This window comes from Rothia sp. 11254D007BW (assembly GCF_053548195.1).
On sequence record NZ_JBPWPK010000001.1, the window covers coordinates 1,125,494 to 1,138,435 of the forward strand.

11 protein-coding genes and 1 pseudogene are annotated in these 12,942 nt (G+C 62.3%); 4 read left to right on the top strand and 8 right to left on the bottom strand.

All coding sequences use genetic code 11. The features are described from left to right. Window positions 1-39 precede the first annotated feature (39 nt). The 3 genes from ACEE43_RS04980 to ACEE43_RS04990 are packed head-to-tail and all read left to right on the top strand — an operon-like array spanning window position 40 to window position 3,487. On the top strand, window positions 40-702 hold the full coding sequence (locus ACEE43_RS04980; RefSeq protein ID WP_449107804.1) for a response regulator transcription factor: 663 nt from the start codon (window positions 40-42) through the stop codon (window positions 700-702). Then, window positions 699-2,216 (top strand): SLC13 family permease, encoded by a 1,518-nt coding sequence (locus ACEE43_RS04985; protein WP_449107805.1) that lies wholly within the window; start codon window positions 699-701, stop codon window positions 2,214-2,216. The genes ACEE43_RS04980 and ACEE43_RS04985 overlap by 4 nt, the downstream gene beginning before the upstream one ends. 29 nt (window positions 2,217-2,245) lie before the next feature. Continuing rightward, a complete protein-coding gene (locus ACEE43_RS04990) occupies window positions 2,246-3,487 on the top strand; it encodes a glycerate kinase family protein (protein WP_431464971.1) in 1,242 nt (413 codons plus the stop codon). Between the two features lie 29 nt (window positions 3,488-3,516). Here ACEE43_RS04990 and ACEE43_RS04995 read toward each other — a convergent pair whose 3' ends face one another. Then, a complete protein-coding gene (locus ACEE43_RS04995) occupies window positions 3,517-5,091 on the bottom strand; it encodes an AMP-binding protein (RefSeq protein WP_449107806.1) in 1,575 nt (524 codons plus the stop codon). A gap of 156 nt (window positions 5,092-5,247) precedes the next feature. Between ACEE43_RS04995 and ACEE43_RS05000 the strand changes: the two genes are divergently transcribed. Further along, the gene (locus ACEE43_RS05000) at window positions 5,248-5,646 is read left to right on the top strand and encodes an ankyrin repeat domain-containing protein (protein WP_237198536.1); all 399 of its coding nucleotides are present in this window, start codon (window positions 5,248-5,250) and stop codon (window positions 5,644-5,646) included. 116 nt (window positions 5,647-5,762) lie between these two features. Here the strand turns inward: ACEE43_RS05000 and ACEE43_RS05005 are convergent. The 7 genes and pseudogenes from ACEE43_RS05005 to ACEE43_RS05035 form a co-directional block, all read right to left on the bottom strand. Next, a pseudogene (locus ACEE43_RS05005) lies at window positions 5,763-6,251 on the bottom strand (arginine repressor); the annotation flags it as partial. 16 nt (window positions 6,252-6,267) lie between these two features. After that, window positions 6,268-7,224, bottom strand: coding sequence for an ornithine carbamoyltransferase (gene argF / locus ACEE43_RS05010; protein WP_449107807.1), 957 nt, complete (start codon window positions 7,222-7,224; stop codon window positions 6,268-6,270). A 119-nt stretch (window positions 7,225-7,343) separates the two neighbouring features. Then, complete coding sequence (locus tag ACEE43_RS05015) at window positions 7,344-8,561, bottom strand: acetylornithine transaminase (RefSeq protein ID WP_449107808.1); 1,218 nt, start codon at window positions 8,559-8,561, stop codon at window positions 7,344-7,346. An 8-nt stretch (window positions 8,562-8,569) separates the two neighbouring features. Next, window positions 8,570-9,580 (bottom strand): acetylglutamate kinase, encoded by a 1,011-nt coding sequence (gene argB, locus ACEE43_RS05020; protein WP_237198533.1) that lies wholly within the window; start codon window positions 9,578-9,580, stop codon window positions 8,570-8,572. A gap of 13 nt (window positions 9,581-9,593) precedes the next feature. Next, on the bottom strand, window positions 9,594-10,811 hold the full coding sequence (gene argJ, locus ACEE43_RS05025; RefSeq protein ID WP_449107809.1) for a bifunctional glutamate N-acetyltransferase/amino-acid acetyltransferase ArgJ: 1,218 nt from the start codon (window positions 10,809-10,811) through the stop codon (window positions 9,594-9,596). Next, window positions 10,808-11,851 carry an N-acetyl-gamma-glutamyl-phosphate reductase gene (argC, locus tag ACEE43_RS05030; protein ID WP_449107810.1) on the bottom strand — a complete coding sequence of 348 codons (1,044 nt, stop codon included), beginning with the start codon at window positions 11,849-11,851 and terminating at the stop codon, window positions 10,808-10,810. Before argC ends, argJ begins: the two co-directional genes overlap by 4 nt. A 223-nt stretch (window positions 11,852-12,074) precedes the next feature. Next, on the bottom strand, window positions 12,075-12,743 hold the full coding sequence (locus tag ACEE43_RS05035; RefSeq protein ID WP_449107811.1) for a hypothetical protein: 669 nt from the start codon (window positions 12,741-12,743) through the stop codon (window positions 12,075-12,077). Window positions 12,744-12,942 lie beyond the last annotated feature (199 nt).

The window sequence follows — 12,942 nt, forward strand, 5'->3', positions numbered from 1 at the left end:
CTCTTAGACCCGACCGCACCATCAGAAAGAAGCCCCGCCATGAGCCATATCCTGATTGTTGAAGATGACCCGCGCATCTCGTCCTTCATCGTCAAGGGCCTGAAATCAGCAGGCTACACCTCAACCCTCATCGACGAAGGCCGCTCAGCCTACGCCCTGGCTAAGGTCAGCGACTTCGACCTCATCATCCTCGATGTGGGGCTTCCCGGTATGGATGGTTTTACCATCATGAAGTCCCTGCGGGCTGAAGGCATCACCACCCCTATCATCATGCTCACCGCCCGTGACTCCGTTTCAGACACCCTCGAAGGTCTTGAAAACGGCGCCAACGACTACATGACCAAGCCCTTCCAGTTCGCTGAGCTCTTAGCCCGCATCCGTCTGCGTCTGCTCGACACCAACCGCGAAGAAAATAACGCCTCGACCCTGGCCCACCGCAACCTTGAGCTCAACGTGCTGACCCGCCAGGTCACCGTCAACGGCACTATCGCTGAACTCACCAGCCGTGAATTCGCCCTGCTTGAGACCTTTATGAGGCACAAGAACCAGGTGCTCTCGCGCGAGCAGCTCCTGGGCCAGGTGTGGGGCATGGACTTTGACCCTAACTCCAACATCGTCGACGTCTACATTCGCGCACTCCGCAAAAAAATTGGTGATGACTATATCGCCACCGTCCGAGGGGCAGGGTACCGATTCGTATGAAACTTCTATATTCATCAACCAATGCACCTGCCCACGAACCGGCAGTAGATACCGCGCCGCTGACCATCGTCAAGCCCAGTTTCATCACCGGTAAGCTACTCATCTCGTTCTTCGTTGCGGTGCTCCTCATCGGTGCTACTACCGTCACCGGGATGACCTCCACCGAGCTCTCCATTGAGGGCGCCCTCACCCTTGCCATCTTCATCCTGGCAATCTGGGCCTGGGTGTTCAGCCCGCTGTCAGACACCTACGTCTCACTCGCAGCTGCGGTAGCTCTGGTGCTGACCGGCATTATCAGCACCGACCAGTTCACCGCTTCACTGGGCACTTCGGCTGTCTGGCTGCTGGTGGCAGCTGTGGTGATGGCCCAGGCTCTGACTGCCTCAGGTCTCACCCGCCGTCTCACCGCCCGACTTGTGGCCCTGGCCCGCACCCCGCGCCAGCTCGCCCACCTCTACAACCTAGCCCTCTTTCTGACCGTCTACCTAGTCCCCTCACCTTCAGGCCGAGCAGCCCTCGCCCTGCCCATCTACCTGGCCATGGCAGAAGCTATGCCCGACCGCCCCAAGCTGGTCAAGGCCCTGGGAATCCTGGCGCCCTCCACCATCCTGGTCTCAGCGGTTGCCTCGTTTATCGGTGCAGGTGCCCACCTGGTCACCGCCGAAATCCTGGTGGCCTACGGGCTAGAAACCATCGGCTTCCTCGAATGGATCATTCTGGGCTCGGGTCTAGGCCTGCTTGCCTCACTCCTGGTCACCGAGCTGGTCTTCATCCTCTTCCCCACCCGCGATGACGCCCCGGCAAAACTCCATATCGACCTGGCAGACTTCGAATCCGAAGGCAGCACTCCTGTGCGAGGCCCCCTCACCCAGGCAGAGAAAAACATCGCGCTGGTACTCGGCATTGCGATTCTGCTCTGGTGTACAGAGTCCTTTCACGGGGTAGACCCGGTGATTGTGGCTGTGCTCGGCGCGTTGGCTGCCAGCGCTCCCCGTTTCGGTTCGGTCAAGCTGGCTGCTGCTCTCAAAAAGGCTCCCTGGCCCATGCTCATCTTCATGGCCACAACCCTGGCCATCGGTACCGCTCTCTCGGAGTCGGGGGCAGCGACCTGGCTGGCAGAGTCAATCTTCGCCCCGGTTTCAGGGCTAGGACGCAGTGGCGCGGCAGCCTTTGTACTTCTCGTCATTGCCCTCTCGACGGTGGCCCACCTGGTGATTCAGTCCCGCTCTGCCCGTTCGGCTGTGCTCGTCCCCCTGATTATCACCGCCGCCATCCCCCTGGGGGTCAACCCGGTAGCAGCCGCCTTTATCTCAACCGCAGCCGCAGGCTTCTGCCACACGCTAACTTCCAGCGCTAAGCCGGTAGCCCTCTTTGCCACCATTGACGGCCGCCCCACCTACACCCCGTCCGACCTTCTCAAGCTTTCGGCCTGGCTGGCACCGCTCCACGCAGCGCTCATTGCCGGCTTCGCCTTCTTCATCTGGCCGGCCCTGGGTCTGCCGCTCTACCTCTAAATCACCACACCTTTACAAGGAGAAACACCATGACCATGTCCATTCCCCAGCGTATTCTAATCGCCCCTTCCGGTTTCAAGGGCTCTCTCGAAGCTGATGTTGTAGCGGACGCCATTGCTTCCGGTATCCGCCGCGTCATTCCCGGCGTCAACACCGTGACCATGCCGATTCCCGACGGCGGCGAAGGCACCGCAAAGATGCTGGCTGGCTCCACCGGCGGCAAGCTCGTACACACCAAGGTCACCGGCCCGGTAGGCCAGCAGGTTCGTTCCCACTACGCTCTGCTCGGCGGAGCTCAGGACGGCGTCGCGGTCGTTGAAATGGCAGCGGCCGCAGGGCTCTCCCTGGTACCTAAGGATCTGCGTAACCCCGCTGAAACCACCACCTACGGAGTGGGGCAGCTCATTGCTGCGGCACTCGATAACGAAGACGTACACACCGTACTGGTAGGCTGCGGCGACTCAGGCACCTCAGACGGCGGTGCCGGTGCCCTCTCAGCACTGGGTGCCCGTATTCTCAACGAGGCCGGAGAAGAAATCCCCCTGGGCGGCGCCCACCTGACCGAGGCTGCGTCCATCGACTACTCCGGTCTACACCCCCGCCTTTCCCAGGTACGCATCGTCCTGGCTCTCAACCAGCACAACATCCTGACCGGCCCCAAGGGCGTTGCCCGCGTCTTTGGCCCCCAGAAGGGGGCAACCCCCGAGCAGGTTGAACAGCTGGATGCGGCCTTAACCCACTGGGCCAACCTGCTGGAAGAGACCTACGAGGCCATGACCGATGGCAAGCTGCACATGGACTTCCACACCGGCGCAGGCACCGGCGCTTCCGGCGGTCTGGGGGCAGGGCTGGCTTTCATCGGTGCTGAGCTTACCCCGCGCTTTGAGGCCCTCATCGACTCCGGCCTGGCCGGCATCAACCTTGATGAAGAAATCCGCCACGCTGACCTGGTCGTTACCGCAGAAGGCGCTATCGACTTCCAGACCCCCAAGGGCAAGGTTCCTGCAGAAATCGCCGCCCGCGCCCAGGGTTCGGGCGCCCCGGTACTCGCGCTGGCTGGCTCTATCGGTAAGAAGGCCTACCGCGTGCACGATGCCGGCATCGACGCTTTCGCCTCGATTATCCCCCTGCCCATGGACCTTGAAGATGCCCTGGTCAACGGTGAAGAGCTGCTGACCGACTCGGCAGAGCGCACCTTCCGCATGATTCTGCTGGGTGCTTCGCTCTCGGCGTCCATGCAGTCCCGCCGGGCGCAGCTGGCCGCCGCCTAACCTAACGGGTGAACGGTAGAGGCTCTCCCCTAGGCTTCCTGGGTGAGGGCCTCTGCCAGTACCCGCTTCAAGATTTTGCCGGTGGGCCCCAGCGGCAGCTCCTCTTTGAAAACATAGCGACGCGGGTACTTGTAGGCGGCAAGTTCCCGGCGGGCCAGCTGATCGAGGGACGCGGTCAGCTCAGCCTGCTGCGAAGCGTCCAGGGGTTCGCGCGGCACCACTACCGCCACAATTTCTTCGCCCACGGTCTCAGAGGGCTGCCCCACCACGGCTGCCAGCTGGACAGCGGGGTGGGTGTAGAGGACGTCCTCAATTTCCCGCGGGTAGACGCTGTTGCCGTTACGCAAGATCATGTCTTTGAGGCGGTCAACGATAAAGATATTTCCCGCCTCATCGAACCGGGCCACATCACCGGTGGCAAACCAGCGGCCTTTGAGCACCTCGGTGCTCGCTTCGGGGCGGCCCCAGTACCCGGCCATGACGTTGGGCCCAGCCACCCACAGTTCGCCAGCTTCACCGGTAGCCAGCGACTGGCCCTGCCTATCGACCACTTTCACGTCTACCCCGGGTAGGGCCCTGCCGACAGAACCAATGACCAGGCCGTATTCAGCCCGGTTGAAGGACACAACGGGTGCAGTTTCGCTCAGCCCGTACCCCTCGTAGATGGGGAAGGCCACCAGACGCTCAATATCAGCGTGGACGGAGGCGGGCAGGGCAGCCCCGCCCGATATGCCGAAGCGGATACACCCCCGCAGCTGGTCGGTCAAAGCAGGGTCGGTGCCCAGATAGGTAGCCAGGGCACTGTACATGGTGGGAACTGCAGCAAACACCGTAACTCCGACAGTGGCGCACAGCTGGGCTGCCCCACCCGGGGTGAAGCGCGGGAGCAGGGCAATGGCGGCGCCCGCTGCGAGTACCGCATTCATCGATACGGTCTGCCCAAAGGCATGGAACAGAGGGAGGCCACCGAAGATAACGTCGTCTGCGGTGAAGCCAAAAACGTCAACGCAGGTTCTAGCGTTCGACAGCATATTGGTATGGGTCAAGGTAGCGCCCTTAGGAGCACCTGTTGTACCTGAGGTGTAGAGGATAACAGCAGGGTCATCCCCGGCGACCGCCTGCGGAGCCCAAGAGCCCAAGGTGGGAGTATCTACCTCGAAGGTTTCCTCGGGCGCTATAGACTCGATGCGCAGCGAAGCTCCTACCTCAGCAGATACCTGGTCTAGTTCCTGCCCAACCCGGGTCCCAGCCGCTGCCACCAAAAGCCGCGCACCGGCGTCCTGAACCTGATAAGCCGCTTCGCGGGCTGATAGGAGCGGGTGCATGGGCACCACAATCGCTCCCAGCGACAAGGCACCGTAGTAAAGGCCCACCATAGCCGGTACGTTGGGTAGCGCCAGCGCAACCCGGTCGCCGGTCTCAACACCGCGATGAAGGAGCCATTCACGAGCAGAAGCCGTCAGCAGGTTCAGCTGACGGTAGGTAAAGGTTCCACCCGCCCAGGTTAAGGCTAGGGAATCATCATCTGCCCGCTCCGAAAGTAGGGCTGCAATATTGTGCTGAGGCGATGCGACGAGAGTCTGGTCAGCGTCTTTGGTATCCACAGGTCTGCCTTTCTTCGAGCCTAGCTAGCCCTGCCCATTCTTTCACACCTTCTACCTCAAAACTTCTGAACAAAAGTTATAAATAAGGCGGGCATGAGCTGTAGGGTGGTCTAGACAGGGTTGCTAACGTGCCTCACTTTTTGAGAAAGTGAAAGTATGACAGATGTGAACCATAGCCTGACCGAGCAGGACATCGACTTCCTTAACTCGGTGTTCGACCTGGCACGTGACAACAAGCCGGTAGCCCTCAAATCGCTGTTTGACCAGGGCGTACCTGTTGACCTCACCAACGCCAAGGGCGATACCCTGCTCATTTTGGCCGCTTATCACGAACACGCTGACATGGTTCAGCTCCTGATCAATGAGGGGGCCGACCTTGACCGTCTCAATGAGCGGGGCCAGACCGCCCTTGTCTGCGCTACTTTCCGTAACAACCTTCCGATTGCCCGCATGCTTCTCGATGCTGGCGCCGACGAAACCCTGGGGTCGCAAACTCCCGCTGATGTGGCAGAGTTCTTCGACCTTGACGAGATAAAGAAACTTTTTGAGGGGTAATGGGTTAGACCGGTATCACTACCGGGTTTACCTACGCCCACCCCGTTAATTCAGCCCCGGTCTTCGACGATGAAGACCGGGGCTTAACTGTGGTGTGCGGTGCCTGCCCAGCGGGGTTAGGCCGCCCACTCCAGGAAGAGGGAAGCGACCTTTTCACCGCCGTTGGGGTCGCGGGTAATGACCATGACGGTGTCGTCGCCCGCGATGGATCCCAGCAGGGGCTCTAGCCCTGCCTGGTCAATAGCTGAAGCGAGGAACTGGGCGGCTCCCGGCGGGGTACGCAGGATGACCAGGTTGGCTGAGGCCTCGGCGGTCACGAGCAGTTCTTTGAAGAGGGAAACAAGGCGGGCATCGGGGCCTTCCTGGGTACTACGACGGACGGGGTGGTTAGGCACGGCGTAGATCAGCCCCGACTTTTCGTCGCGCACGCGCTCGGCCCCGATTTCCACCAGGTCACGGGAGAGGGTCGCCTGGGTGACTTTGAGCCCGTCGTCGGTGAGCAGCTGGGCTAGTTCGGCCTGCGAGCGCACGCGGTGGGTTTGGAGCACCTCGATGATGCGGGCTTGCCGCGCGGTTTTGGTGGAGGGAATCGCCATTGTTTCTTCTCTTTTTCTGGTCGGTTTAGCTAAGGGCTGTGCGGACGTCGGTGGCTAGGTTGGACTCGGCGAGCAGGAAGGCCATGAGGGCTTTTTGGGCGTGGAGGCGGTTTTCTGCTTCGTCGAAGACGACGGAGGCGGGCCCGTCGATGACATCGGCGGTGACTTCGTAGCCGCGGTAGGCGGGAAGGCAGTGGAGGAAGATAGCGTTGGAATCAGCCCTATTCATAGCCTCGGTGTTGACGGTGTAGGGCTTGAATACTTGGGCGCGGGCTTCCTTTTCGTCCTCTTGGCCCATGGAGACCCAGGTGTCGGTGATGACGACGTCAGCGCCGGCCAGGGCCTGGTCGGGGTCGGTGGTGACCAGGATTGAGCCGCCCGTTTCGGCTGCTCGCTGCTGGGCTTCTGCGACGATGGAGTCGGCGGGAAGGTAACCCTCGGGGCCAGCGATACGAACGTGCATGCCCGCGGTGGCGCCACCGAGCAGGTAGGAGTTAGCCATGTTATTGGCGGCATCGCCCAGGTAAACCATGGTGAGGCCGGCCAGCTTGCCCTTGTGCTCGCGGATGGTGAGCAGGTCGGCGAGAATCTGGCAGGGGTGGTAGTCATCGGAGAGGGCGTTAATGACGGGCACGCGGGAGTGCTCAGCCATCTCTTCGAGCCCCGCCTGGGCGTAGGTGCGCCAGACGATAGTGGAGACCATACGGGAGATGACCTTGGCGGTATCTGAGATGGTTTCCTTATGTCCAAGCTGGGCTTCGCCGGGGTTGACGATCAGGGGGTTGCCGCCGAGTTCTGCGATACCTGCGTGGAAGGAGAAGCGGGTGCGGGTCGAGGTTTTATCAAAGATGACGGCTGCGGTCTGGGGACCAGCCAGGGGCTTGTAGCCGTAGCGGTCCGCCTTCATGGAGGCAGCCAAATCGAGCACCTGCGCCTGCTCGGCGGGGGTGAGGTCGGTGTCTTTGAGGAAGTGGCGGACCACGGTTTTCTCCTAGGGGTAGGGGCAGCGTTTCAGCTGACCTTTCATTATATGCATAGTTACTGATAGTTATGCAGTATGTGAATAGATGGATAGAGGTACAGGGCGTCCGCAGCGTGCATCTACTGCTGTCGCGCCTCAGCCAGAACCACGGGGAAGGCAGCGGTGAACTCTGCTAGTTCTGCGTCGGTGATGGTGAGGGCGGGGGCGATACGGACGGTGCGGGTGTCCGGGGCGTTGACGATGAAGCCGGCTGCCCGGGCGGCGGTCACGAAGGCTGGTGCCAGGGGCGCGCCAGAGTCGGTAGTGTCGTCGGTGAGGACGATGCCGATAAGCAGGCCCGCTCCCCTGGTTTCTGCCACGCCGTCTACTTCTTCGATAGCGGCCCTGAAGGTTGAGCCGCGTTGGGCGGCGGAGTCGAGGAGGTGCTCAGCTTCGATGGTTTCGAGGGTTGCGGTGGCTGCTGCGGTGGCCAGGGGGTTGCCGCCGAAGGTTGTGCCGTGCATGCCTGCTTCGAGGGTGCGGACATTGTCGTCGCCGACCACGATCATGGCGCCAATGGGGAAGCCTCCACCCAGCCCCTTGGCGAGGGTGATGGCGTCGGGCAGGTTGTCGCCGGTTAGTTCACGGGAGTGTTCGTACCAGCGGCCGGTACGACCCATGCCGGTTTGGACTTCGTCCACGATGAGCAGGGCACCGCGAGCACGGGTGAGTTCGCGGGCGCGGGTGAGGTAACCTGCGGGCAGGGGCAGGACGCCAGCTTCCCCCTGGATGGGTTCAACGATAAGGGCCGCGACATCATCGGTGAGGTTTTCTTCCAGGGCTTCGAGGGTTGCCGGAATGTGTTTGATGCCGGTGGGGAGGGGTTCGAAGGGCTGGCGGTAGGCGGGTTTCCAGGTGAGGGACAGGGCACCGATGGTGCGCCCGTGGAAGCCGTGGTCCAGAGCTAGGATGGTGCCTTTGCCGTGGAGGTTGCAGTGGCGGCGGGCAAGTTTATAGGCAGCTTCGTTGGCTTCGGTGCCGGAGTTGCAGAAGAAGACGCGGCCCGACTCGGTGCCCAGGTAGCCCAGCAGGCGGTGGGCCAGAGCAATCTGTTGGGGTGTGGTGAAGAAGTTTGAGACGTGGGCTAGGGTTGCGGCCTGCTCGCTGACGGCTTTTACCCAGGCGGGGTGGGCATGGCCGAGAGCGTTGACGGCGATACCGCCGAGTAGGTCAAGGTAGGTGGTCCCGTCGGCGTCCGCCACGCGTGAGCCCTGCCCAGAGACCAGCACCAGGGAGGGGTCGCCAAAGACCCCCAGGAGGTCGTTCCGGTAGTCGGCTAGGAGGTTTTCTTGTGTCATGGGTAGTCCTAATAAGTCACCGGCTTGACCTGGAAGTCAGGGGCCGGGTGGTGCCAGGGGGTGTCGTCCACATCGTCGGGAGTGAGCTGGGTGCCGATACCGCGGTCGGTAAAGATTTCAAGTAGGGGCGAGTGGGCCAGGCGGCCATCGACGATAGAGGCTCTGGGCACGCCCTGCTCTACCGCCTGCAGGCAGGCGCTCATTTTGGGGATCATGCCGGAGACTAGGCTGGGGAGCATCTCGCGTAGTTCGCTGACGGTGAGGGATGAGATGAGGGAGTCTTTGTCGGGCCAGTTGGCGTAGAGGCCTTCGACGTCGGTGAGGACGACGAGTTTTTCGGCTCCGAGGGCGGCGGCGACGGCTGCGGCGGCGGTATCTGCGTTGACGTTGAGGATTTCTCCGGTGAGCCCGGCAAGCCCGTGGTTGTGTTCGGGGTACTTTTCGGGGTCGTGCATTTCGGGGGCGACGGAGGAGATGACGGGGATTTTGCCGGCCTGGATCATGGACATGATGGCGGTGGTGTTCACGCCGACCACTTCACCGACAAGGCCGAGGTCGACTTCTTGGCCGTCCACCACGGTGCCGATGCGGCGGGCGCGTAGGAGCCCGCCGTCCTCGCCGCTCATGGCGACGGCGAAGGGGCCGTGGGCGTTGATGAGGGAGACGAGTTCGCGGGCTACTTGGCCGGTGAGTACCATGCGGACGACGTCCATGGCTTCGGGGGTGGTGTAGCGCAGGCCGCCGCGGAACTCGCTTTCGATGCCGAGTTTGGTGAGCATGGCGGTGATTTGGGGGCCGCCGCCGTGCACGACGACGGGGCAGATGCCGATGGTTCGTAAGAAGACCATGTCTTCGGCGAAGGCGGCACGCAGCTCTTCGGAGATCATGGCGTTGCCCCCGTATTTGAAGACCATGATTTTGCCCCGGAACTGTTGGATCCAGGGTAGGGCTTCCATGAGGGTTTTGGCTTTTTGTTGGGCGGTGTCGAAGCGGGCGTGGGCGTTTTTTTGCTCTGCCATGGGGATCTTTCGGTTAGCTGGAGTAGGCGGAGTTTTCGTGGACGTAGTCGTGGGTGAGGTCGTTGGTCCAGATGGTGGCTTCGTGCTGGCCTGCGCCCAGGTCGATGTCGACGGTTACTTTGCGGTCTGCAGCGAGGTTAACGAGGGAGCGGTCTTGGCCGATGCCGCCGCCGGTGCAGACCTGCACGCCGTTGATGGTGACGTTGACCTTGTCGGGGTCGAAGGTGGCTGAGGTGGTGCCGACTTCGGAGAGGATGCGGCCCCAGTTGGGGTCGTTGCCGAAGATGGCGGTTTTGAAGAGGTTGGAGCGGGATACTGCCCGGGAGACTTCTTCGGCGTCCGCTTCGCTGGCGGCGCCCAGGGTGCGCACGTGGATGTCGTGGCTGGCGCCCTCGGCGTCCCCGATGAGTTGCAGGGCAAGATCCTGGCAGACTTTGGTGAGGGCTTCGGTGAAGATGCCCAGGTCGGGCTCGATATCGGAGGCGCCGGAGCTCATCAGAATCACGGTGTCGTTGGTGGACATACAGCCGTCGGAGTCGGCCCGGTTGAAGCTCAGACGAACGGCCTCGCGCAGGGCGGTATCGAGGTTGTCGGGTGAGATGAGAGCGTCGGTGGTGATGACCACCAGCATGGTAGCCAGCCCCGGGGCGAGCATACCTGCCCCCTTGGCCATACCGCCGATGAGGTAGGAGCCGCCCTCTTCGATTTCCACGCCGATAGCGGCCTGCTTTGAGACGGTATCGGTGGTCATGATAGCTTCAGCCGCCGCCAGCGAAGAGCCGGAGCTCACGCCCAGGGAGGCTGCGGCGTCCTTTGCACCCGCGGTGAGCTTGTCCATGGGCAGGCGCTCGCCGATGAGGCCGGTGGAGCACACCAGCACGTCGCCGGCTGAGACGCCGAGCAGGTCAGCAACGAGTTCAGCGGACGCGTGCGTGTCTTGGAAGCCGGGGGCACCGGTGCAGGCATTAGCGCCGCCGGAGTTGAGCAGGACGGCGTCGGCCCGGCCGTCGCTGATAACCTGCTGGCTCCAGAGCACGGGGGCGGCGGCGAAACGGTTGCTGGTGAAGACGGCGGCAGCGTGCTTGACAGGCCCGTCGTTGACGACCAGAGCGACGTCCTTTTTACCCTCGATGGCGCTAATTCCGGCGCGGACGCCCGCGGCGCGGAAGCCGCGGGGGAAGGTGACTCCCTGGGTGGTGATGCCTTCGATCTGGTGGATAGTGTCGGTCACGGTGCGAGTCCTTCCTGGAGCAGACCTGCGTTTTCGGGGAGCCCGAGGGCAATGTTCATGGATTGGATGGCGCCGCCGGCGGTGCCCTTGGCTAGGTTGTCGATGACGCTGGTGACAATCACGCGCCCGGCGTGTGCGTCGAAGGCTAGCTGCATTTCGGCGTGGTTGGAGCCCTGCACGCTCTTGGTGGTGGGCCACTGCCCTTCGGGGAGCAGGTGCACGAACTTTTCGTCGGCGTAGGCCTGTTGCCAGGCTTCTCGGAGCTGGGCTTCGGTCACTCCGGGGCGGACGCGCGCGGTTGCGGTGGCGAGGATGCCGCGGGGCATGGGGGCCAGTGTGGGTGTAAAGGAAATCTGCACCTGCTCCCCCGCGATGTGGGTGAGCTTCTCTTCGATTTCGGGGGTGTGCCGGTGGGAGCCGCCGACCCCGTAGGGGCTCATGCCGCCCATAACTTCGGCTGAAAGCAGGTGGGGTTTAAGGCTCTTCCCTGCCCCTGAGGTACCTGAAGCGGCAACGATGACCACATCAGTGGGTTCGAGCAGGCCGGCGGCAAAACCGGGAGCTAGAGCCAGGATGGACGCCGTGGGGTAGCACCCGGGCACCGCAACCCGCTTGGTGCCCACGAGTTTATCGCGTTGTTTGCCGGTGGCGGTGGGCAGTTCGGGTAGGCCGTAGGGCCAGGTGCCGGAGTGTGCAGAACCGTAGAACTTTTCCCAGGCGTCCGCGCTGTCAAGGCGGTGATCTGCCCCGGCGTCGATGACCAGGGTGTTCTCGGGCAGCTGGGCCGCGACCTCGGCACTGGCCCCGTGGGGCAGGGCCATGAAGACAACATCGTGCCCGCTCAGGGCCTCGGCGGTGGTGTCGGCAACGACCAGGTCGGCGTAGGCGCGAAGGTGGGGGGCGAGATCGCCCAGGCGGGAACCTGCGGACGAGTGCGCGGCCACGGTTTTTACCTCAACGTGGGGGTGGGTAGCCAGTAGGCGCAAAATCTCGCCACCGGCGTACCCGGTGGCTCCTGTGACAGCTACGGTAATAGTCATAGCACTATATTTGCATTTTTTTGCATAGCAGTAAATATTTATGCACTACGTTTCGCAATGTGAACCGGCGAGCGCCAAGCCGGCCACACGCGTCCGCCCGCCCACCCATCCTTACCCATCCCCCGCAAGGGGACCTGAAAACCAAAAAGGGACCGCATAATGTGCGGTCCCTTTTTAAAAATGCGGTCCCCTTGGTGTTGAAGGTGAGGGGGACCAGCTCAACCTAGTCGAGCATCTCGGTGTTCTTGCGCTTGCGGATCATCATGAAGGTACCGGCGACACCGGCGCCAAAGACCAGAATCGCACCGGCAAGACGCAGCATGGCGCTGCGCTTCTGCGATGCAACGGTATCTTCGGTCACCGGCACCAGGCTCCCCTCTTCACCGGTGCGGGCCACAGTCAGGTGGCTATCGTCAGTCTGCACCAGCAGGGCATCAACGGTCTCGGGGAAGTCAGCACTGACGGTGCCGGTCTGGGAGCCGCGGAACTCCACGGTAGAGCCCGGGTTAACCTGTGCCGGGTCGGCAATATCAGAGATGAAGGTCTTACCGGTCATAGCGGTGTTATCGGGCAGAATACCGGTGTAGATGGCAACGTTGTTATCACCCTGCAAGTCGCTAGTGACCTTTTCAAACGTACCGGTCATCACCCAGGAGCGACCTTCGTAGCCCTCGTTAGCGCGGGCCTCGTTGAAGGTGCGAATACCGCCAATCAGCAGGATAATCGCGAAGATTGACGCGAGAATCATGATGCCGGCAGCTGCCAGCTTGGGGCCGAGCGGGCCGCGGGGTTCCTCGTAGTCTTCTTCCTCTTCTGCGAAGGTGAAGAAGTCGTCGGTGCGGTCATCTTCGTCGAAGTTGTCGTGGTCTTCGAGGTAGCGCTGATCGCTCACGGTGCATCTCCAGAGGTTGTGGGTGATTGCCTATACAAAGGCGGAAGTCCATTCTACCGCGTCAGCTCCCAAAAGGCTTATCTGTCTCACCGACCGCCCAGCCTTTTCAGCGCCGCCGCCCAGAAAACTGCCCGTCCTCGCTCAAGCGGCTGCCCGGCAGGCCAGTTGCGCAGACAAAGAGCCCGGCGGACGCGCGTCC

Coding starts and splice junctions, on each gene's coding strand:
- ACEE43_RS04990 (WP_431464971.1), top strand. CDS start 2,246: ATGACCATGTCCATTCCCCAGCGTATTCTAATCGCCCCTTCCGGTTTC.
- ACEE43_RS04985 (WP_449107805.1), top strand. CDS start 699: ATGAAACTTCTATATTCATCAACCAATGCACCTGCCCACGAACCGGCA.
- argB (WP_237198533.1), bottom strand. CDS start 9,580: ATGGCAGAGCAAAAAAACGCCCACGCCCGCTTCGACACCGCCCAACAA.
- ACEE43_RS05000 (WP_237198536.1), top strand. CDS start 5,248: ATGACAGATGTGAACCATAGCCTGACCGAGCAGGACATCGACTTCCTT.
- ACEE43_RS04980 (WP_449107804.1), top strand. CDS start 40: ATGAGCCATATCCTGATTGTTGAAGATGACCCGCGCATCTCGTCCTTC.
- ACEE43_RS05015 (WP_449107808.1), bottom strand. CDS start 8,561: ATGACACAAGAAAACCTCCTAGCCGACTACCGGAACGACCTCCTGGGG.
- argC (WP_449107810.1), bottom strand. CDS start 11,851: ATGACTATTACCGTAGCTGTCACAGGAGCCACCGGGTACGCCGGTGGC.